The following is a 20757-nucleotide window of genomic DNA, read 5'->3' as shown; positions in this document are numbered from 1 at the left end:
AATGGATAGTTCTTGTGTAATTGTAATACCAGTTTATAAGTCCGAGCTTTCATTTTATGAAAAGATAGCTTTGACCCAATGTGGAAAGTTATTGTCTGATTATGATATTGTAATACTCAAACCAGATGATTTAGACATATCGAATATGCAGATAGGATTCTCTTATAGTGAGGTGTCTTTACCAAGTTTTTATTTTAAGAGCGTATTTAGTTACAACGATTTAATGCTTTCGGAACTCTTTTATGAGAAATTCTTGAATTATAGCTATCTACTCATCTATCAATTGGATGCCTTCGTGTTTAAAAATGAACTAAAATATTGGTGCAGTTTAGGTTATGATTATATAGGCGCTCCATGGTTGAGGGAAAAAGAATTCCCAACTTTATTTAAAAAGACTAAAGAGAAACTTAGGTCCTACCTGCATAGAAGATATAATTTACTTGATAAACAAGGTCGACCTGATATCGAGCGACAATTGTACAATCATGTCGGCAATGGAGGCTTTTCGTTGAGAAAAGTTGAATCTTTTTATAATATCTGTATTCAAGAAAAAGAACTCGTAGAAAATTACGTTGGCCGGAACAGCAGCGATTATCATGAAGACATGTTTTGGACCGTAGAAGTGAATCGAAAGAAGAAGAGAATAAAGATCCCTACTTACAAAAAGGCATTAAACTTTTCCATTGAAACAGCTCCACAAAGGGCAATGGCTTTAATTAAAGGAAACATGCCTTTTGGTTGCCATGCGTGGGACAAAAACATCCATTTTTGGCAACCATACTTTAAAGAAGCAGGTTATCAGATTTAACTGCGCCAAATTTCTTTATTTAGCATTAAAAATAGACTAAAGTTGTTTTTTCTTAGTTTACTTCGCCAAAATATTTTAAATATTTCGATCTTTTTATACCCAGATATTTTCATCTGCTTTAGAAAGAATTTGAATGCATGTTTTTCAGCAAAGAAACTTTCTTTTTTTGATAACCCCTCTACATCTATCGGTAAATCAGCGGCCCATTTTTCATGTAATTTTAATGTTTCCTCTATCCAGGTTTTACAATAATTTCCTTCTGAGAAATGTTCTAATAATACTTCAAAAGTTACAACGGCACGGTGTGTTTTATGTACTTGAAGTGAAAAATCCAGATCATAACAATGAAACTTTTTAAATGTTTCCTCATCAAAATTATTAGCTTCAACTATTTCTTTTTTGGTACAGAACCAAACTCCATCTACAACAACTACGCTTGAATACTTTTCATTTTTTACGTTTTGAGAAATGTGTTTTGTTTTCTCTTCGCTAAATTTATAGCGTTGAAGGATATTAACATAATTGATTTTTTTTTCACCGGCGCTACAAAACCATCCAGACGGAACTTTAGTTTTATAACTATTTCCGGCTATGCCAATCAATCCTATTTTCTGATCTTCATTAAAAATATCCGCAACAATAATACCCCAGTCTTTCGTTTTAATACTGATATCCTCGTGCATATAGCAAAGTAGCTGATATTTGGCCCGCTTTGCCCCTTCATTGTAAATTTCGCATAATCCACGTTTTCCATCAGCATTATCAAAACTGATAATTTCATGTTCAACTCCTATGGTTGCGGCAATGTTCTCCTTAATATCAGAAAGCTGATCTTTATTTACGGAGGCTATAATTATTGATATCATTTCCTTCAAAAATAAAATAAAAAACAGTACCTATTGTAGAAAATCAGATACCTTTGCATCCAAATTTATAATTCGGTATGGGTTTAACCTCATTTCTTTATAAGAAGATCAATAAAATAAGCGTTACCCATAAGTTTCTAGAAAAAAAATACAGAAACCTATGGCCACATGTAGAACTCGTAAAAAAGAACGGTTTTACGGCAGTTAACCTGGTAGGCAAGAGTCAGACGAGGGGACAGGCTACAGCAAAGATTTTGATCGACTGCCTTAAAGAACTGGTTACGGACAAGGACTTGCACTTTAAATTTTTCATCAATGATAAACCTGCCGGTGGTTATGAAGATGATTCTTTTTATTATTGCATAGACGACGATCAAAAGCAGGATTTTCTGATCCCTGATTTTGCCTTTGAAAGCTGGAAAGAAGCAGGTATCAACAGTTTTTCGGATACAGTGGCCGAAATTGAGGCCAAAGGAAAAGAAACCTGGGCTGACCCACGTATATTTTGGTCCGGAAATGTCAAAACCAATATAATCAGAGAGAAACTGATAGAAATCGGGAATAAGGCCCCAGATATTTTTGACTTTTATAATACCTATGTGGATGATTATTTTATCCATAAAAAGGATGTTCCATATTTTACCCTGCCCCAACATACCCGGTACAAATATTTAATAGATGTGGAAGGCAATAGCTATTCTGCCCGCTTAAAATTTCTTTTTTACAGCCAGAGGGTTGTATTTTTACAGGAAAGAAAGTGGAAAGAATACTTCCATTATGATTTAAGGCCATACGAGCATTATATCCCTGTAAACAACGACCTGAGCGATCTGGTGAGCCAATACCACCGGATCGAGAAAGACCCCATGCTTTATAAACAGATTACGGAGAGCGCATTAAAATTTGCCCATGAGAAACTCACCTACCAATGTGCGGTTGATAAGATGAGGTCTACTATCGAAAACAGAATCAATAAGCCATAATAATAAATGAAAAGTGAAGAAAAATATGATTATTTAATTGTTGGTTCTGGACTTTTTGGTGCCACTTTCGCACACGAGATGACCAAAGCTGGCAAAAAATGCCTTGTTATTGATAAAAGGGATCACGCGGGGGGAAATATCCATTGTAAAAAAATTGAGGATATAAATGTGCACTGGTATGGTGCCCATATTTTTCATACGAATGATAAGTTTTTATGGGACTATGTAAATCAGTTTGCCGATTTTAACCGCTACACTAATTCGCCAATAGCCAATTACAAAGGAGAACTGTATAATCTGCCGTTCAACATGAACACCTTTTATTCGCTCTGGGGAACAAAAACCCCGAAAGAGGCGAAGGAAGAAATTGCCAGACAGATTAAACATTTGAATATAGAAGAGCCACAAAATCTGGAAGAACAGGCCTTAAAACTTGTAGGTACAGATATTTATGAAAAGCTGATCAAACATTACACCGAAAAACAATGGGGCAAAAAAGCAACAGCTCTCCCAGCATTTATCATTAAACGTCTTCCTGTTAGATTTACCTACGATAATAATTATTTTAATGACAAGTACCAGGGAATCCCTATTGGTGGATTCAACAAGATAATAGATGGTTTATTAACTGACTGTGAGCTGAGATTAAATACCGACTTTTTTGATAATAGATCTGAATGGCTAAATGTAGCAGAAAAAATTGTATATACAGGAAAGATAGATGCTTATTTCGATTACCGTTTTGGCGAGCTCGAGTATAGAAGTTTAAGGTACGAGTTGGAAGTTCATGATACCGAAAACTACCAGGGCAACGCTGTGATGAATTTTACAGATGCAGAAACCCCTTATACCCGTGTTTATGAGCATAAGCATTTTGAATTTGGCGCACAGCCTAAAACGGTAATTACAAGAGAGTACCCGTTAAAGGATAACAAAGATGCTGAGCCCTATTATCCGGTTAATGACGAAAAGAATATGGCTATGTTGAAAAGGTACCAATTGTTAGCTGAAAAGGAAACTGGTGTAATTTTTGGAGGAAGATTAGCTGAATATAGATATTATGACATGCATCAGGTGATTGCATCTGCTCTAGCAAAATCAAAAAAAGAATTAAGAAGTGAATAAAGACTTAACAATTTACTCTGTTTATCATAAAGAATTTGCGGTTCCTCATTGCGATTACATCCAGCCTATTCAAGTTGGAAAAACTTTTTCTAAACTAGAATTAGGCTTTATATCTGATGATATAGGCGAAAATATAGCTGTTAAGAACAAAACGTTTAGTGAACTAACGGCATTATTTTGGATTTGGAAAAACATAGAAAAAGTTGATTCGGAATTTGTAGGCTTATGTCATTACCGACGATATTTCACATTGCCCGAAGTACGAGTTAAGAAGAAGTTATTCAATACAAAAATCATTGTTGATCCTAGAGATGTTTATTATGCCCCTTTTAGCGAAGAGGCTTTAAAAACAGCAAACAATGAAAGTTTAAAAGATGCACTGCTTAATCAACTTCATTCTGGAAAAGTAGTTGTACCTACTGCAGCTCCCTTAGCGCTTGAATTATCTGGAGAGGTATCAATAAAGATGCATTATATCTTTTATCACATAAGGGAAGATTGGTATTTGATGAAAAATGCGGTCGTAAAACTTTATCCAGATATGGAAAAGGCATTCAATGAATTCTTCGACACAGAAAAAAAAATGCATTGCTATAACATGTTTATAGCCAGGAAAGAGGTTCTAATTGATTATTGTAATTGGTTGTTTCCAATACTATTTGAGTTAGAGAAGACGGTAAAATTAAGTGAATATGAATACCAAAGACGAATTTTTGGTTTCTTTTCAGAAAGATTATTTAACCTTTATCTTTTTTATAACAATCTCCAAAAGGCTGAATTTCCAGTTGTATTTTTCTCTTAACTAACCTCCAACAGTCCATTTAATTTTGGTTTTAAGCAGCAATCTTGTAATTCCAAAAGCAATCGTATAAACGACCAAAAATCTGAATATCGAGTACAAGATATTTTGTTCTACAGAAAAGTAATTGAAATTCCACTTATCCCATTTGAAGATCTCTGGAAGTAATATAATAATTAAAATTTGATGGATAAGGTAAATTCCAAATGTAGATTGTCTAGGCTTCAATATATTATCAATAAATTTTATTCCGCCCATTTTTAAAAGTAAAGTAAACATAGTTAATGAATAAAAAATATTGGTAACCCGAAGGGTATTGTATTCATCTTTAGAACCATGATGATTTAAGTACATTACTTCTAAACATGCCAATGAAAAAAAGATAATATTAACCAAAATAATATGAGACCATTTTAACTGCTTTACATAAGCCATTACTTTGTCGAAATAGCGATTTAGATAAACACCAAGCCATAAATAAAATACAAATCCAAACAGGGCGGCTGAATGATGAGTCACAAACCACTCGTAATATAAATTAAGACTATATAGAAGCGATATAATTGCCCAAATTAACCCAAACCAAAGCTTATATAGATATTTTTTAAAGATAAGTAGGATGCTTATACAAATTAAGAAATTAAGAATAAACCAAAAACTGCTTTCAAACAAGATATACCTAAATTCTTCAGCAAAATAACCAATAGGATTTCCGTTGAATATAGAGTCCCCAGATTTAATATTTAATACTACTTTATGAATGAGATTGAGGCCAACCAATACGATGATCCAGAATAGCCATGGCTTGATAGTATTTTTAAATCTCCGTGATAAATATTGGCCTGGTGTATACTCTGTAAATTTGTAATTAATTAAAAAACCACCAATAAGGAAAAAGGCAATTGTAGCAAACTTCCAAAATTGCATAGTAGTAACTTGTAGCCAAACATCGGTTGTATTGTTATATTTAGCCCCCCAAAGTATTGCAGAATGCTCAAAAACAATTCCTATCATTGAAATGCACCGAATTGTATCAACGAAGTTAAAACTCTTTTTCTGCTGTGTTTGTAAGGTTTTTAATTCAGAATCCATTAAATAGTATAGGTAGATAAATCTCAAATATCTGTTAAAAAAAAGAGTTCCGAATTAATTCGGAACTCTTTTAACATTTATGTATGTAAAATATTACAGTACAAAATTATTTTAATTCTATTCCTAAAATAATTAATTAACGAAGGCATAAAAAACTGACTATTATAAGAGCATCCAGCAAATCCTGGGCTTCTATTAAGAGTATAGAAATGTCCTCCCGTAGAACTATTGTAAAGAAGCACCCACGATGTATGTACCTAAGCCATTAATTTCTTGTGCATATGCTAAATTAATACTATATCTATCAGCTACTGCTGGGCCCGTAATATACCTTAAAACACTGGGCCATCTTGAAAATATATCTTGCCTGTAGTAATATCTCCTATTAATCTACTGCCCAGTAAAAAAAGGGCGTCAGCGTTGTTAATGTGTCATTTGATATCATCATCCCATCAACAAGCTATAATCTGATAGCCTCTATCGAATCATTTTTTGTAAGTATCTTACAAACACATTCTAAATCGAAATCAGGATATGCCTCTACAAATTTTTTATACTTGGTTGGCTTAAACTGAATATCATTATACTTCACCTCGTAAGCCATACCTTTGTTTAAGTGTTTTTCTACAATAAAATCTACTTCATTACCATCAGCAGTACGCCAAAAGTGCAGATTATCTGTATCAAATAACTGCCTTAACCTACAATAGACATAATTTTCTAACAACTCTCCCTTGTCTGCTCTATCGTTCAGTTTAGAAAAGTTATTTAACAATGCATTACGCAGGCCATTATCATTAAAATAAATCTTTGGCATTTTGGTTAATTCTTTCCGAACATTGCCGTAAAAAGGAGAAAGCAATTGTACAATAAAGGTTTTCTGCATTAAATAAATGTAGTTTTCTATCGTAGAACCGGCCATTTGCAAGGTATTTCCCAGTTCATGATTATTCACCAGATTACCTGCTTGATCGGCCAATAACCTTGCCAGCTGAAAAAACTTTAATTCTTCTTTAATGCCCGCTTCTAAAGCATCTTTTTTCATGTAGCTATTTACAAGTTCTTTAAGCATTTCCTGCTTTTCCTGTTCAGTATCTGCCAAAACTACGGCTGGATAACCGCCATAAACTAAATATTCTTCAAAAAGTGAATTTATACGGTTGCGTTGAAGCCCCTGATATGCAGCCCTTTTCTTCATCTGCTCCCACTCTGCAATTAAATTATCCTCACCCTTAAAGTGCAGGAACTCATCAAAAGCCAAAGGAAAAAATTCAAACACCTTTTTTCTTCCGGCTAAACTATCCTTAAAGCTTTTATCAATGTAAAATGCACTACTTCCTGTTGCAATGATTTTCAATTTTGGGGAATACTTATCATACAAAAGTTTTAAAAAATTACTGGGATCTTTTGCATATTGAACTTCGTCAATAATAATATATAATCTTTTATCTGTAGGAACATCAGCTGGTAATAATGTATAATTAAAGATATTTTCAGCATGATGATTTACAGCTTCTAAAATAATAGGATCTTCAAAAGTCAGAAAATAAACCAGTTCATTAGCTTGATTTAACTCTTCAGCCAATTGTTTAACCAATGTGGTTTTACCGATCTGCCTTGGACCTATCACGATAGTATGCTGAGGCTTACTCAAATGGCCCTTTAAAGATTTTAGTGCTTCTGATCTTTCCATAAGTACAAATATCGATATTTTTAAGACATAAACTTAATATTATCCGATATTTTTAAGATGTAAACTTAATATTATCCGATATTTTTAAGATTAAAATATTATAAACATAAAAAAAGTGGCCCTTTTGAGGCCACTTTAAATTCTATATTTTAAAAACTGTTACAGTTTTCGAGCTACTTCTACTTGCTCGTAAGCCTCTACAATATCGCCAACTTCGATGTTATTAAAGTTCTGAATGTTTAAACCACACTCGTAACCTTTATTAACCTCTTTCACATCATCTTTAAAGCGTTTTAACGATGCCAGTTCACCTGTGTACACTACAACACCGTCCCTAACGATACGGATTTTGCTGTTACGGGTAATCTTACCATCCAATACCATACAACCTGCAATGGTACCCACTTTAGTAATTTTGAAAGTCTCACGAATCTCAACGTTAGCCACAATTTTCTCTTCAAATTCTGGATCCAACATACCTTCCATCGCTGATTTAATCTCATTGATTGCATCGTAGATGATAGAATATAAACGGATATCGATCTGCTCAGCTTCTGCAAGTTTACGTGCACCTGTTGATGGACGAACCTGGAAACCAATAATAATCGCATCAGAAGCCGAAGCTAACAATACATCAGACTCTGAAATCTGACCAACACCTTTACTGATGATATTGATCTGGATCTGCTCAGTTGATAGTTTCAATAATGAATCGGCTAATGCCTCGATTGAACCATCCACATCACCTTTAACAATGATGTTAAGCTCTTTAAAGTTACCGATAGCCAAACGACGGCCGATCTCATCCAGTGTAATGTGTTTCTGTGTACGTAATCCCTGCTCACGTTGTAACTGCATACGTTTGTTTGCAATATCACGCGCTTCGGTTTCACTTTCTAAAGCATTAAATCGATCGCCTGCTGTAGGTGCACCCTGCATACCCAAAACCTGTACCGGTTGCGATGGACCTGCAGAATCTACTTTAGCACCACGCTCGTTGGTTAATGCCTTTACACGTCCGCTATAACTACCCGCTAAGATTGGATCTCCCACTCTTAATGTACCGGCCTGAACCAATACTGTAGTTACGATACCACGTCCTTTATCTAATGCCGACTCAATTACAGTACCTGTAGCTCTCTTATTCGGATTTGCTTTCAGTTCTAATAATTCGGCTTCTAATAATACTTTATCTAAAAGTAAATCAACATTTAAGCCGCTTTTGCTTGAGATTTCCTGCGATTGATATTTACCGCCCCAATCTTCAACCAAGATATTCATTACTGATAACTGCTCACGTACCTTATCTGCATTTGCACCTGGTTTATCTACTTTAGTGAAAGCAAATACCAATGGTACACCCGCAGCCTGTGCGTGGTTAATCGCCTCTTTTGTTTGAGGCATCACCGCATCATCAGCCGCGATAACAATAATGGCAATATCGGCAGCCTTAGCACCACGTGCACGCATCGCTGTAAAGGCTTCGTGACCCGGAGTATCTAAGAAGGTTACTTTTTTACCGGTCGGTGTAGTTACCATGTAAGCACCAATGTGCTGGGTAATACCACCTGCCTCACCAGCTACCACGTTTGCTTTACGGATATAATCCAGCAATGAGGTTTTACCGTGATCGACGTGACCCATAATCGTAACAACCGGAGCTCTTTCGATTAAATCTGCCTCGTTATCTTCTTCCTCAATTACATTTTCTTCATCCTCATCCGGTTTAACGAATTGAATTTCGTAACCAAACTCATCTGCAACAATGGTTAAGGTTTCAGCATCTAAACGCTGGTTAATGGAAACGAACATACCAAGGCTCATACAGGTACCAATAATTTTGGTAACCGGTACATCCATCATGCTCGCTAACTCATTAGCCGTAACAAATTCTGTTACTTTTAATATTTTCGATTGCGATTCTAGCTCATTTGCAGCCTCTTCTGCGTTCGATGCTACATCATCACGTTTCTGACGACGTAATTTAGCACGTTGTGCAAATTTACCTGATTTACCCGCACCACTTAAACGGGCAAGTGTTGCTTTGATCTGATCTTGAATTTCTTTCTCAGTAGGTTCTTCTTTAGGTCCGCTTGGTGTAGCATTTCTATTTTGGAAACCTGGTCTGTTATTGTTATTATTTCTATTTCCCTGATAAGGAGTTCCGCCTTGTCCGGCTGGTCTGTTACCCTGGTATGGAGTTCCACCGCCTGGTCTATTACCTTGATAAGGTGTACGGGCTTGTCCTGGTGTACCACTTTGACCTTGACCTGCAGGATTATTCTGTCCTTGCTGGCCTTGACCACCGTGTTGACCTGGTTGACCCGGTGCTCCCGGAGTTTTTTTGCGTTTACGCTTACGTTTAGCGGCTTCACTATCGCTAGATGATGCCACTGGACCGTTTCTTCTATCCGGCGTTGTTGGTAAAACAATTTTACCAATAATATTCGGACCGGTTAATTTAACGGTACGTGCTTTAATTACCTCAGGCTCGTTGCTTACCGGTTTTACTTCAGCTGGTTTTTCTTCTACCTTAGGTTGTTCAACTGCTTTTACAGGCTCAGGTGCTTTAACCACTGGTGGCTCTACAACTGGCGCTGGTGCAGCAGGTGTTTCTTCCTTTTTAATCTCAACCGGTTTTTCTTCCGCTTTAGGTTGTTCAACTGGTTTTACAGGCTCAGGTGCTTTAACCACTGGCTGTTCTACAACAGGTGCCGGTGCAGCAGGTGTTTCTTCTTTCTTAGCCGGGCGTGTTTTCGAGTTAAGATCGTTTAAATCGATCCTTCCTACAATTTTAACCCCTGGCAATCCAGTTTCTTCAACCTTATCTTCTGCCTTAGTTTCTTTTACCGGCTCTACTGCTGCCGCAGGGGCCGGTGTTGGCGCTGGTGTTTCTACCTTAGGGGTTTCTACAACCTTTGGTTTCTCTACCGGAGGTGTAAATGATTGAGCATTTTTAATTAAAATCTCTTCATTTTTCTCAAAATCGGTATTCTTCTTCGGCGCTTCTACTGGCTTTTCAGTCTCAGGCTCGTCACGACGTATCTTACCAATCACTATTTGTTTGGCTTCTTCTCTTACGATCTTATCTCCCTGATACTCTTTCAATAAGGCATTATACATATCTCCCGTAAGTTTAAACATAGGGCTTTTCTCGGCAGAGAATCCCTTTTTGTTTAAAAACTCAACGGCCGTACCCATGCCTATATTAAGTTCTTTAATAGCTTTAATTAAAATGATTGGTTTGTCGTCTGACATTTAGCTCCTGTTATTGTTTTTTATTTAATACAAAAGTAGTGTTTATTTGGCAATTACACCACTTATTCAAATTCTGACTTCAAAATTTGAACCACTTCTTTAATGGTTTCCTCTTCAAGGTCGGTGCGTTTTACCAAATCTTCTACTGTAAGTGCTAGTACACTCTTAGCAGTATCGCAACCGATAGCCTTTAATTCATCAATGATCCAGCTATCAATCTCATCTGAGAATTCTTCTAAATCAACATCCTCGTCGTTTTCTTCTCCAGCTTCGCGATACACATCAATTTCGTAGCCAGTTAATTTACCGGCCAGTTTAATGTTGTGTCCGCCACGTCCAATTGCCAATGAAACCTGGTCTGGTTTTAAGTAAACCGATGCATGTTTGGTTTCATCATCCAATTTAATAGAGGTGATTTTTGCCGGGCTTAACGCACGGGTAATATATAATGAAATATTATTGGTGAAATTAATCACATCAATGTTTTCGTTTTTCAATTCGCGAACGATACCGTGAATACGTGATCCTTTCATACCCACACAAGCACCTACTGGATCGATACGGTCATCGTACGATTCAACTGCAACTTTAGCACGCTCTCCCGGTTCACGAACAATTTTCTTAACGGTAATTAAACCGTCGAAAATTTCCGGAACTTCCTGTTCGAACAGGCGTTGCAAAAATTCTGGTGCTGTTCTCGAAATGATAATTTTCGGGTTAGCGTTGATCATTTCTACTTTAGAGATTACCGCTCTCACAGAATCTCCTTTTTTGAAATAATCTGCTGGAATCTGCTCTGTTTTAGGCATTAAAAGTTCGTTACCTTCATCGTCTAAAACCAAAGTTTCTTTTTTCCAAACCTGATAAACCTCACCTGTTACGATTTCGCCTACCCTATCTTTATATTTTTTGAAGATTTCGTCTTTCTCTAATTCCAATACTTTAGAAACCAAAGTTTGACGGGCAGCTAAAATTGCTCTACGGCCAAAGCTCTCTAAAGTAATCTGCTCGATATAATCATCGCCAACTTCTAAACTGCTGTCTAATTTAGAAACTTCAGCAAGCTCAATCTCTAAATCATCATCCTCAGAAAATCCATCCTCCATTACTTTTCTTGTTCTCCAGATCTCCAAATCCCCATTATCCGGATTCACAATAACATCACAGTTTTCGTCTGTTCCGTATTTTTTACGCAACATGCTACGAAAAACTTCTTCCAGCACACTAATCACCGTTGGGCGATCTATATTTTTGAAATCTTTAAACTCTTGAAAAGAGTCGATCAAATTAATTGTTGTAGTACTCATTTTTACTTAAATGAAATTAACACACTTGTTTCTAATATATCATTAAACGGAACAGCTGTTTGAATTGCTACCGCCTTTTTCCCTTTTTCTTTAACCGATTCTTCAATCAGCAGATTATTTTCTGTAACCGCTAGCAGTTTCCCTTCTTTTTTTAATCCTTCTTTCAGCTTAATGCTTACCGTACGACCAATATTTTTATTGTATTGACGGATTAATTTTAAAGGCTCGCCAACACCTGGCGAAGAAACTTCTAAATTATAAGCCTGTTCTATAGCGTTTTCTTCTTCGAGATGAAAACCAACATGCCTGCTTATGGCCACACAATCCTGTATGCTAATACCTTCGTCGCCATCAACATGGATAATCAATTTATTGTTTGGCAACATTTTTACTTCAACCAGAAAGAGTTCTGGCCGATCTGCTATTTTTTCCTCAACGAGGGCTGCAACTCTCTTTTCTACCTGCATATTTTAACCTGATTTCATAGAAAAAGGGGACATTGTCCCCTTCTCTTTTCTTCGATTACGATGCAAATGTAGTAATTTTTTAGAAAAAATCAAACACTTGCGCTAATTATTATGCTGATTATTACCGTTTAAGTGTTTGTCGCTGCGCTTTTAAATTCTGCTTACCCTTCCCCATAATCAGATCGCCCACAGTTGCAAATTTTATTCCGATGTAACTCTCAACCAGATATTCTTTACCCTTAAGAAATGGCTGATCTGGATTAAATATGACTGAATCGCCAAGTACCTTAACCTCGCCAGGCACCTCAAGCTCATCCTGAATACTGTCCAAGTCGCCTGGTTTTATCAAAACTGAGATCACATTAAGTGTATCTGCATTAGCCTGATAGGCATTTTTAACCTGTAAGAGACTCGCCTCATCAATATTTTTAATTATTATTGATGAACTATCCCCAGAAAACTTAATTATTGGCCTGTTGTTTGTATTCGAACATGAAAGTGCGAATAGGCCAACAGCAATTACAGCCTGGTATTTAAAAAAGCATTTAAACATTTACAAAAATAAACAATTATGAGATTTATTATCGAAATCCTTTTAACAGGACTGGCGTTTTTTATAGGCGCAAAGCTAGTGCCGGGCGTAAGCGTTGATGGTTATGGAAACGCAATAATTGCCGCCGTGCTAATTGCACTTGCAAATGCAACCATCGGGTTTATTTTAAGATTATTAACATTCCCTGTTAATTTTTTAACGCTCGGACTGGTATCATTTATCATTACCGTTTTAATGATTTTATTGGTTGATAACATGATGACCTCTTTTAACACTTCAGGTTTTATCGCTGCTGCATTCCTGGCAATAGTTGTAGCCTTAATTAAAGCCGTGTTTAGCGCTGTAGTTGGGGAGAAGGAATAGTTCAGTTTTCAGTTGGCGGTTTTCAATTCGAACTGCCAACTGAAAATTAATAACTGGAAACTACCGGATCACTTCTCTCGATATCACCATTTTCTGGATCTCAGAAGTTCCTTCGTAAATCTGGGTAATTTTAGCATCGCGCATTAAACGTTCTACATGGTATTCTTTTACGAAACCGTAACCACCGTGAACCTGCACTGCTTCGATGGTTACATCCATCGCCACTTTTGAAGCAAACAGCTTAGCCATAGAACCAGCCTGTGTGTAAGGCAATCCCTGATCCTTTAACCACGCAGCTTTATAAACCAGTAACCTTGCGGCTTCGATCTGTGTCGCCATATCGGCCAGTTTAAAAGCAATAGCCTGATGTTCAGCAATTGGTTTGCCAAATGATTTACGCTCTTTAGCATACTGTGTGGCCAACTCGAAAGCACCTTGTGCAATACCTAGCGCCTGGGCCGCAATACCGATCCTCCCGCCTTCTAAAGTTTTCATTGCAAACTTAAAACCGAAGCCATCTTCACCTATCCTATTTTCTTTTGGCACCTTAACATCATTAAACATTAAAGAATGTGTATCAGATCCGCGAATGCCCAGTTTATTTTCTTTTGGTCCAACAGTAAAACCTTCCATTCCTTTCTCTACAATAAAAGCGTTGATGCCTTTATGTCTTAATTCAGGATGGGTTTGTGCAATAACCAGATAGGTTGATGCGGTACTTCCATTGGTGATCCAGTTTTTTGTACCATTCAGCAAATAATAATCGCCTTTATCCTCAGCGGTTGTACGTTGCGAGGTAGCATCAGATCCGGCTTCGGGCTCCGATAAACAAAAGGCACCTATTTTTTCTCCGGCTGCAAGCGGCTTTAAATATTTTTCTTTTTGGGCTTCGCTGCCATAGGCCTCTAATCCATAACAAACCAATGAATTGTTTACCGAAACCACTACCGATGCAGAGGCATCTATTTTAGAAAGCTCTTCCATTACCAAAACGTAAGAAATGGCATCGAGTCCGCTTCCGTTATATTTTTCGCTCACCATCATCCCCAAAAAACCAAGTTCTCCAAGTTTTTTTACCTGCTCGGCCGGAAATTTCTGATGTTCGTCTCGTTCGATCACACCTGGCTTTAATTCTTGCTGCGCGAAATCGCGGGCAGCCTGCCGGATCATTAATTGTTCTTCACTTAATTCAAAATGCATAACATTTATGTATAAAAGGTTAGTAAATCAAATGTAGCATTAATGATCGAAATTACTATGGCTGCATAGTAATTTATTTTATCTCATGATACTTTTATAATTTGTTAAACAATCCTTAAAAATATTATCACATTTAAAATGAAAGTATTAGCTAGAATAGGCTTTGTGTTAATGTAAGATTATTATTTTTGTTAAATGAACCTAGGGCAACAAATATTATTTTTCTTTAGTGCCCTGGGCGCATTTAATGGCTTTATCATTAGTGCATATTTGTTATTCTTCAAAAAACCAAAATCCACATCTTCTTTTTTTCTTGGGCTTTTGCTTGTTTCTCTTTGTTTAAAGATCAGCAAGTCGCTTCTTTTTTATTTCTATCCGGCCTTACCTGGCATTTATATTCAAATTGGCATTTTAGGAAGTTCATTGGTTGGCCCCTCGCTTTTTTATTTTATTCAATCGGCTTTGGAGCAAGATCCAAAGCATAAAACTACACGGAAAGGAACATATCTTTTTTGGATTTTTGCAATTGTAATTGCCAGTATAATTGCACCCTATGACAGTAAGCCTGATATATGGGAAAATTATATCGGTAGAATAATTTCAATACAATTTACCGTTTATATTGCACTATCTGCCTGGTTGCTCAGAAATGTTTTCCGCAAAATTTTCGGCAAAGGGGGCAAGATTTCTACAACAGAGACACTATTGCTATCTGTATTTATTGGCAATGTAATAGTGCCTGCTGCATTTAAGTTACCCATCTTCTCATTTTTTAATGGCCCTTGCATAAGTGGGGCTTTATTTTTCTCAGCCGTTCTTTACTTAAACACTTTCTTGTTTATTAGCAGAAGAAAAAATAGCAATCTTTTTTCTGGCAGCCAGGATTTGGTTCGTTATGCCAACAAGAAGATAACCGACGAACATGCCGTAACACTAACAGAAAGACTGCAGAAGATTATTTTGGAAGACGAACTTTACAAGACCCCAGACCTAAAATTAAATGATTTAGCCAAAAAAATTAACATTTCGGGTCACCAGCTTTCGCAATTGCTAAACGACAATTTAGGTAAAAGCTTTGCGGCTTACATTAACGAATTTAGAATAAACGAAGCCTGTGAACTGATTGTTAACGACAGGGGCATTAAGCTCGAAGCCATTGGATATGAGGTGGGCTTTAACTCCAAATCTACATTTTACACTGCTTTTAAAAAACACAAACAAACAACCCCGATGCATTATAAGGAACAACTATTAGTTGTTTCATCAAACTAAATTTGGTCTCGTTTTATAATTCTGAACGCCTAAATCTGAGATTCAAAACCCCTTATCTATCCTTCTCTTCTAGTTTTGGAACATTCTGCAAAATCCAAATACACGAAGATGAAACCGACATTGTTATTCTGCCTATTCTTATTTATACCTCTATTTCTAAATGCACAAACGATTAAAGGAAAACTGATTGACCGTAAAACCAAGCAGACTATCCCTTTAGCCAATTTGGCTTTGGCCAACAAAGACCATCCTACAGTGATCAAACATACCAATAGCGATACCACCGGTTTCTTCGAATTTAGAGACCTGCCAAACGGAAAATACGTTTTATCGGTTACTTTAGTTGGTTACCAAAAAACACAAAAAGAGTTATTGATAAATGAGAACAGCCTGAAAACAATTGATGTGGGCGACATTTTAATGGAGGAAGACACTAACCTACTCCAAGAAGTAACCATAACAGGGGGAGCACCAAATTTTAGCACAAAAAATGGTCAGATTAAAATCGGCATTGCCAATAATGTGTTTTTCAAGTCTGCTTCTAATTTGTTAGATGTGTTTAAGAAACTACCGGGCTTGCAGGTTAACGAGGATGGAACAATATTAATGGCAAGCAGGGCGACTCCAACCTTATTTGTTGATGGCAAGCCGACAAATATGAACAACGATGAAATCATCTCCTACCTCAGTAGCTTGTCGCCAGATATGGTCGAATCGATTGAAATGATTAACCAGCCTTCATCAAAATATGATGGAGAATATCAGGGAATTATCGATGTAAAACTGAAGAGAAATCAGTCTTTAGGCGTAAGAGGCACCTATAATGTCCGTTTTCAGCGAAATAATTACAGTTTATTGGATAATAATCTATCCTTGGTGCTTAAAACAAACCGGTTTGTGTACGATTTAAGGTTGGGCCATACCGGCGGAAGCACTTTTTATAAGTATTATTCTTTGCAGTATTTAGCTAATACAAACGCGATGACTACCGATACCAGAACCATTACCTCCAACCAAAACTTTAATGTGCAGGCAAGGGTAACTTATGAGGTAAAAAAAGGGCAAAACTTTGAAGCTTTTGTACGCACCTACCAAATGGACAGAAATGCGGTGTCTGGCAATCAATTGCTTACCCAAACCGCTAACTTAGATAAGACCATTGCGCTTGTTAAAAGCGATAATAATGCCTTTCCTAAGCAACATAATTATTCAGGCGGCCTCAATTACGATGCCCAATTTAAGAATAGCGAACTTCACGTAATTACCTCTTTGTCCCAAATTGACAATCGACAAACCGAAGATATTCAGAATCATAATGTACTTAACAATCAATTGTTAAATTACTGGAAAACAGACTCTAGAAACAGTATAATGATCCATGTTGCACAAGCAGACTACTCGCAAAAAATAGGTAAAGGAAAACTAGAATACGGAGGAAAATTTGCATATACAAAAACTCAGAACGACCTCCGCTATGATACACTAGCCAATAATGTTTTTGACTTAGATCCCAACCGGAGTAACCAGTTCCGTTATCAAGAGTATATTGGTGCGGGCTACCTTTCTTATATTGGACAATGGAGTAAGTTTAGTTACAGTTTAAGTTTAAGAGCAGAACATACGCACACCATAGCCAATTCGATTACTACTGGCAGTATTACAGAAAAAAAGTATATAAGATGGCTCCCAAGTTTAAACATTACTTATGCCATTAATGAAAGCGAACAGCTCAATTTCAGTTATACCAGACGATTAACAAGGCCAACCTTTGCCATGTTAAATCCTTTTCGTTTTTATTACAGTCCACGGCATTATTGGATCGGTAACCCTTACCTACAGCCCTCTACAACTAGTCTTTTCGCGCTGTCTTACAGTAGAAAAAGCCTTAATATTTCGCTAAATGCAGGAAAGGAAACAGATCCAATGGGGCGTTATCCCGAATATAATCCAGTAACTAATGAACTGATTTTTTTGGGCAGGAACCTACCCTACAGAAAATTTGCAAACTTGCAAATAAGTTCTCCCCTTACTGTAAACAAATGGTGGCGAATGAACAACAACATCGCCTTCTATTACAACAAGGAACTAACACCTTACTTTGGAGCTACCTACGAAATACCCATATATAATTATACGGTGAATGGCAGTCAGGTTTTTACCTTAAAAAACTGGATATTGGATGTAAGTTATACCTATGAATCGAAAAGTGGCAATGGCCTTTATATTATGGCTCCAGTTTATGGAATTGATTTTGGTGTGTCAAAAGCCTGGTTAAAAAACAGGATCAATACTAAACTTACACTTTACGATGCATTTGATAACATTAAAAGAAGGCTTATTTTTAGAGAGAAAAGTATTATCAACAACGATTTCTACCACTATTTCGCTTCGCAAAGACTGGTTTTTAGTTTAACTTGTAATTTCGGAAGTTCGACTTACAAAGCCAGAGAAAACAAAAAAAGCGAAGAAGAGAACAGGGCCAATTAAAAAAAATTAATTACCCTTTTGTTTCTTAAATAAAATCAGCACAAGGCTCAAACAGCCCAAAATCAATATGAGCAAAACCTGCGAAGAGTGAATAATGGTTGAATATGCTAACCCATCTTTAAAAGATATGCCATACAACACCAATGATTGGGCAACCATCCAGTGGAAAACACCAATACCGCCCTGAACAGGGGCTGCCATAGCAAACCCAGAGAAAACAATTGCAGTAAATGCAGCATTAAAATGTAATCCTGAAGTAGCTTGGATAGAAGAAAAGGCGAAATACATGGAAAGTGAATAGAAAAGCCATATTCCAAGTGTATAGGTCAAAAATAATCCCTTTTGTTTTAGCTTGTTATATGAGCCAAATCCTTGACGCAGGCTTACAAAAATGCGCAAGAATTTTTTACTGAATTTTTGACGGAGAAAATATATTGCAATAGCAATGAGCAGTAGTATAACGATACCTAAGCCAACCAACCACAAATAGTTAACCGTACTTAATTTTTTAACAAGATTGAGATATATGGTTTGGTAAAGAAAATCGGCTACAATATCATACTGAAAAATCAGCATCGCCAAACTGGTTAGAAAAAGTACCAGCACATCAAATAACCGCTCAGTAATTACGGTACCTATAGAAGCAAACATAGGTACCTTTTCGGCTTTGTGGATAACCGAACAACGGCCAATCTCTCCGAAGCGTGGCAAAGCAAGATTAGCCAGGTAACCGATCATTACGGCATGATAGGCATTCCAGAAACTTACTTTGTAATGGATAGACTGATAGAGCATCTGCCAGCGCAAAGCACGTAATACATGCGCAATCCATACGGCAAATGCAGAAGTAATTACCCAAAAGTAGTTGGCGGATTTAATTTCCTGCCAGATCTTTCCTAAATCCTGACCTCTAAAAGCTAAATATAAAACCCCTATCCCGATTAAAAACAGGATGATATATTTTAGCGCTGTTTTGAGGTCGAATATCACAAGGTTATTTTAGCAAGTGGTTGTTATCGTCAGGAAAAACCAATATTGGATTGTATTTTTTGGCTTCTTCTATTGGTAATGAGCCGTAAGACATAATGATGAGAATGTCGCCAAGCTGAGCCAAACGGGCTGTTGCGCCATTTAGACAGATGGTTCCGGTACCGCGTTCGCCTTTAATCACATAAGTTTCGAAACGCGCACCATTATTATTATTTACAATCTGCACCTTTTCATTAGCGATAATGTTAGCTGCATCCATCAAATCTTCATCTATCGTAATACTGCCTACATAGTTCAATTCGGCTTGTGTTACCTTAACACGGTGTATTTTCGATTTTAATATTGTGATAACCATTCGGCAAAGTTAGTAATCAGTTTGGAGTTTTCAGTCATCAGTTTGGAGTTTCGCAAAGCAGCAGAGTGTAAAGGTTGATAGTTGATGGTCCATAGTTGATCGCTTAGGGGCCATGGTCATCAACCATAAGACGATGAAGCTTTAACCGACTACATTACCCATCATTTGATAATCATATTATCGATCAGCCTGGTTGAGCCCACTTTTGCGGCAACTAGTGCAACCAGGTTATCTTCATCTTTTGATTTGGCTGGTTCCAGTGTATCGCCATTGGCAATGGTAAAATAATCGAGTTCAACGTCATCAATATTATGGTAAAGTGCTTTGGCCTTATCTTCTAATTCTGACAGTGAATATTCGTTAAAATGATCGATAACGAACTGCAACGATTTACTCAGCACGAGCGAATGCTTGCGATCATCGGCTGATAAGTGGATATTTCGGCTGCTCATCGCCAAACCATCGGCTTCGCGGATAATTGGACAGGTAATAATGGTAATAGGCAGCTTAAAATAAGCCAGCATATTCTTGATCATTAATACCTGCTGGAAATCTTTTTGTCCGAACATGGCTACATCTGGTTCAACGGCATCAAACAATTTTTTTACAATCTGCGTTACACCTTGATAATGGCCTTTTCTAAATTCACCTTCCAATAGAAATTCGGCATTACCCAAATCAATGTGCCAAGCTTCATCAGCTCCGGCAGGATACATTTCATCTACATTTGGCATAAACACACCGTTACAACCGGCATCGGCCAACATGGCTAAATCGTGTTCGATTGGGCGCGGGTATTTCTCTAAATCTTTAGGATCTGTAAACTGCGTTGGATTTACAAATATGCTACAGATAATGATATCGGCATTTTGTTGGGCCAGTTTTATCAACGATATATGGCCATTGTGCAGGGCACCCATGGTAGGCACAAGTGCTATTTTTTTACCTGATGCTTTTAAGGGTTTTAAAAAAGCCTTAAGCGCTGCTTTGGTTTTAAATATTTCCAATTTGGACAAACTAAATTAAAGCCGTAAAGGTGTAAATTAATCTAAACGAAACCAAACAAATGCTTGCTATATTGATAAATAGTATTATTATGCTTACCTTTGCAGCTCATTATCTTTTATTTAACTTAATAT

The 20757-nt window shown here is 36.9% G+C and carries 18 protein-coding genes; 7 read left to right on the top strand and 11 right to left on the bottom strand.

The annotated features are described in order from the left end of the window. Position 1: 1 nt before the first annotated feature. Entirely contained in the window at positions 2 to 808 is an 807-nt protein-coding gene (locus AC1RJ8_RS02905; protein ID WP_492952450.1) for a DUF5672 family protein, read from the top strand. Here AC1RJ8_RS02905 and AC1RJ8_RS02900 read toward each other — a convergent pair. Further along, the gene (locus AC1RJ8_RS02900) at positions 805 to 1674 is read right to left on the bottom strand and encodes a glycosyltransferase (RefSeq protein ID WP_492952449.1); all 870 of its coding nucleotides are present in this window, start codon (positions 1672 to 1674) and stop codon (positions 805 to 807) included. The genes AC1RJ8_RS02905 and AC1RJ8_RS02900 overlap by 4 nt on opposite strands. A 77-nt stretch (positions 1675 to 1751) precedes the next feature. Between AC1RJ8_RS02900 and AC1RJ8_RS02895 the strand changes: the two genes are divergently transcribed. From AC1RJ8_RS02895 to AC1RJ8_RS02885, 3 genes are read left to right on the top strand one after another with little or no spacing between them, the layout of a single operon-like run. Next, complete coding sequence (locus tag AC1RJ8_RS02895; RefSeq protein ID WP_492952448.1) at positions 1752 to 2657, top strand: glycosyl transferase family 90; 906 nt, start codon at positions 1752 to 1754, stop codon at positions 2655 to 2657. A gap of 6 nt (positions 2658 to 2663) precedes the next feature. After that, on the top strand, positions 2664 to 3782 hold the full coding sequence (glf, locus tag AC1RJ8_RS02890; RefSeq protein WP_492952447.1) for a UDP-galactopyranose mutase: 1119 nt from the start codon (positions 2664 to 2666) through the stop codon (positions 3780 to 3782). Then, positions 3775 to 4584 (top strand): DUF4422 domain-containing protein, encoded by an 810-nt coding sequence (locus tag AC1RJ8_RS02885; RefSeq protein WP_492952446.1) that lies wholly within the window; start codon positions 3775 to 3777, stop codon positions 4582 to 4584. The genes glf and AC1RJ8_RS02885 overlap by 8 nt, the downstream gene beginning before the upstream one ends. Here AC1RJ8_RS02885 and AC1RJ8_RS02880 read toward each other — a convergent pair whose 3' ends face one another. The 6 genes from AC1RJ8_RS02880 to AC1RJ8_RS02855 all read right to left on the bottom strand — a co-directional run bounded on the left by AC1RJ8_RS02880 (position 4585) and on the right by AC1RJ8_RS02855 (position 12951). Next, complete coding sequence (locus tag AC1RJ8_RS02880) at positions 4585 to 5673, bottom strand: acyltransferase family protein (protein ID WP_492952445.1); 1089 nt, start codon at positions 5671 to 5673, stop codon at positions 4585 to 4587. It lies immediately after the preceding gene. 460 nt (positions 5674 to 6133) lie between these two features. Then, on the bottom strand, positions 6134 to 7366 hold the full coding sequence (locus AC1RJ8_RS02875; protein ID WP_492952444.1) for an ATP-binding protein: 1233 nt from the start codon (positions 7364 to 7366) through the stop codon (positions 6134 to 6136). Positions 7367 to 7525: 159 nt separating this feature from the next. After that, a complete protein-coding gene (gene infB / locus AC1RJ8_RS02870) occupies positions 7526 to 10624 on the bottom strand; it encodes a translation initiation factor IF-2 (RefSeq protein ID WP_492952443.1) in 3099 nt (1032 codons plus the stop codon). Positions 10625 to 10686: 62 nt separating this feature from the next. Beyond that, positions 10687 to 11931: a transcription termination factor NusA gene (nusA, locus tag AC1RJ8_RS02865; protein WP_492952442.1), complete on the bottom strand. Its 1245-nt coding sequence runs from the start codon at positions 11929 to 11931 to the stop codon at positions 10687 to 10689. Between the two features lie 2 nt (positions 11932 to 11933). After that, the gene (rimP, locus tag AC1RJ8_RS02860; RefSeq protein ID WP_440825112.1) at positions 11934 to 12398 is read right to left on the bottom strand and encodes a ribosome assembly cofactor RimP; all 465 of its coding nucleotides are present in this window, start codon (positions 12396 to 12398) and stop codon (positions 11934 to 11936) included. A gap of 121 nt (positions 12399 to 12519) precedes the next feature. Further along, complete coding sequence (locus tag AC1RJ8_RS02855) at positions 12520 to 12951, bottom strand: hypothetical protein (RefSeq protein ID WP_492952441.1); 432 nt, start codon at positions 12949 to 12951, stop codon at positions 12520 to 12522. A gap of 18 nt (positions 12952 to 12969) precedes the next feature. Between AC1RJ8_RS02855 and AC1RJ8_RS02850 the strand changes: the two genes are divergently transcribed. Beyond that, complete coding sequence (locus AC1RJ8_RS02850; RefSeq protein ID WP_492952440.1) at positions 12970 to 13314, top strand: phage holin family protein; 345 nt, start codon at positions 12970 to 12972, stop codon at positions 13312 to 13314. Between the two features lie 60 nt (positions 13315 to 13374). On the opposite strand, the gene AC1RJ8_RS02845 is transcribed toward AC1RJ8_RS02850, so the two are convergent. Further along, positions 13375 to 14514, bottom strand: a complete 1140-nt coding sequence (locus AC1RJ8_RS02845; protein WP_492952439.1) for an acyl-CoA dehydrogenase — start codon at positions 14512 to 14514, stop codon at positions 13375 to 13377. Positions 14515 to 14709: 195 nt separating this feature from the next. Between AC1RJ8_RS02845 and AC1RJ8_RS02840 the strand changes: the two genes are divergently transcribed. Further along, entirely contained in the window at positions 14710 to 15786 is a 1077-nt protein-coding gene (locus AC1RJ8_RS02840; RefSeq protein ID WP_492952438.1) for a helix-turn-helix domain-containing protein, read from the top strand. Between the two features lie 108 nt (positions 15787 to 15894). Further along, a complete protein-coding gene (locus AC1RJ8_RS02835) occupies positions 15895 to 18273 on the top strand; it encodes a TonB-dependent receptor (protein ID WP_492952437.1) in 2379 nt (792 codons plus the stop codon). A 6-nt stretch (positions 18274 to 18279) separates the two neighbouring features. Here AC1RJ8_RS02835 and AC1RJ8_RS02830 read toward each other — a convergent pair whose 3' ends face one another. The 3 genes from AC1RJ8_RS02830 to panC form a co-directional block, all read right to left on the bottom strand. Continuing rightward, positions 18280 to 19263 carry a lysylphosphatidylglycerol synthase transmembrane domain-containing protein gene (locus tag AC1RJ8_RS02830; RefSeq protein WP_492952436.1) on the bottom strand — a complete coding sequence of 328 codons (984 nt, stop codon included), beginning with the start codon at positions 19261 to 19263 and terminating at the stop codon, positions 18280 to 18282. Between the two features lie 4 nt (positions 19264 to 19267). After that, a complete protein-coding gene (gene panD / locus AC1RJ8_RS02825) occupies positions 19268 to 19618 on the bottom strand; it encodes an aspartate 1-decarboxylase (protein ID WP_055909206.1) in 351 nt (116 codons plus the stop codon). A gap of 161 nt (positions 19619 to 19779) precedes the next feature. After that, positions 19780 to 20625, bottom strand: a complete 846-nt coding sequence (gene panC / locus AC1RJ8_RS02820) for a pantoate--beta-alanine ligase (RefSeq protein ID WP_492952435.1) — start codon at positions 20623 to 20625, stop codon at positions 19780 to 19782. Positions 20626 to 20757 lie beyond the last annotated feature (132 nt).

Source organism: Pedobacter sp. GW822-FHT03F06 (genome assembly GCF_058801365.1).
This window is presented reverse-complemented; position numbering and strand designations above follow the sequence as displayed.

Coding starts and splice junctions, on each gene's coding strand:
- AC1RJ8_RS02880 (WP_492952445.1), bottom strand. CDS start 5,673: ATGGATTCTGAATTAAAAACCTTACAAACACAGCAGAAAAAGAGTTTT.
- AC1RJ8_RS02845 (WP_492952439.1), bottom strand. CDS start 14,514: ATGCATTTTGAATTAAGTGAAGAACAATTAATGATCCGGCAGGCTGCC.
- AC1RJ8_RS02905 (WP_492952450.1), top strand. CDS start 2: ATGGATAGTTCTTGTGTAATTGTAATACCAGTTTATAAGTCCGAGCTT.
- nusA (WP_492952442.1), bottom strand. CDS start 11,931: ATGAGTACTACAACAATTAATTTGATCGACTCTTTTCAAGAGTTTAAA.
- AC1RJ8_RS02855 (WP_492952441.1), bottom strand. CDS start 12,951: ATGTTTAAATGCTTTTTTAAATACCAGGCTGTAATTGCTGTTGGCCTA.
- AC1RJ8_RS02850 (WP_492952440.1), top strand. CDS start 12,970: ATGAGATTTATTATCGAAATCCTTTTAACAGGACTGGCGTTTTTTATA.
- AC1RJ8_RS02900 (WP_492952449.1), bottom strand. CDS start 1,674: ATGATATCAATAATTATAGCCTCCGTAAATAAAGATCAGCTTTCTGAT.
- AC1RJ8_RS02895 (WP_492952448.1), top strand. CDS start 1,752: ATGGGTTTAACCTCATTTCTTTATAAGAAGATCAATAAAATAAGCGTT.
- AC1RJ8_RS02840 (WP_492952438.1), top strand. CDS start 14,710: ATGAACCTAGGGCAACAAATATTATTTTTCTTTAGTGCCCTGGGCGCA.
- AC1RJ8_RS02875 (WP_492952444.1), bottom strand. CDS start 7,366: ATGGAAAGATCAGAAGCACTAAAATCTTTAAAGGGCCATTTGAGTAAG.
- AC1RJ8_RS02835 (WP_492952437.1), top strand. CDS start 15,895: ATGAAACCGACATTGTTATTCTGCCTATTCTTATTTATACCTCTATTT.
- panD (WP_055909206.1), bottom strand. CDS start 19,618: ATGGTTATCACAATATTAAAATCGAAAATACACCGTGTTAAGGTAACA.
- rimP (WP_440825112.1), bottom strand. CDS start 12,398: ATGCAGGTAGAAAAGAGAGTTGCAGCCCTCGTTGAGGAAAAAATAGCA.
- infB (WP_492952443.1), bottom strand. CDS start 10,624: ATGTCAGACGACAAACCAATCATTTTAATTAAAGCTATTAAAGAACTT.
- glf (WP_492952447.1), top strand. CDS start 2,664: ATGAAAAGTGAAGAAAAATATGATTATTTAATTGTTGGTTCTGGACTT.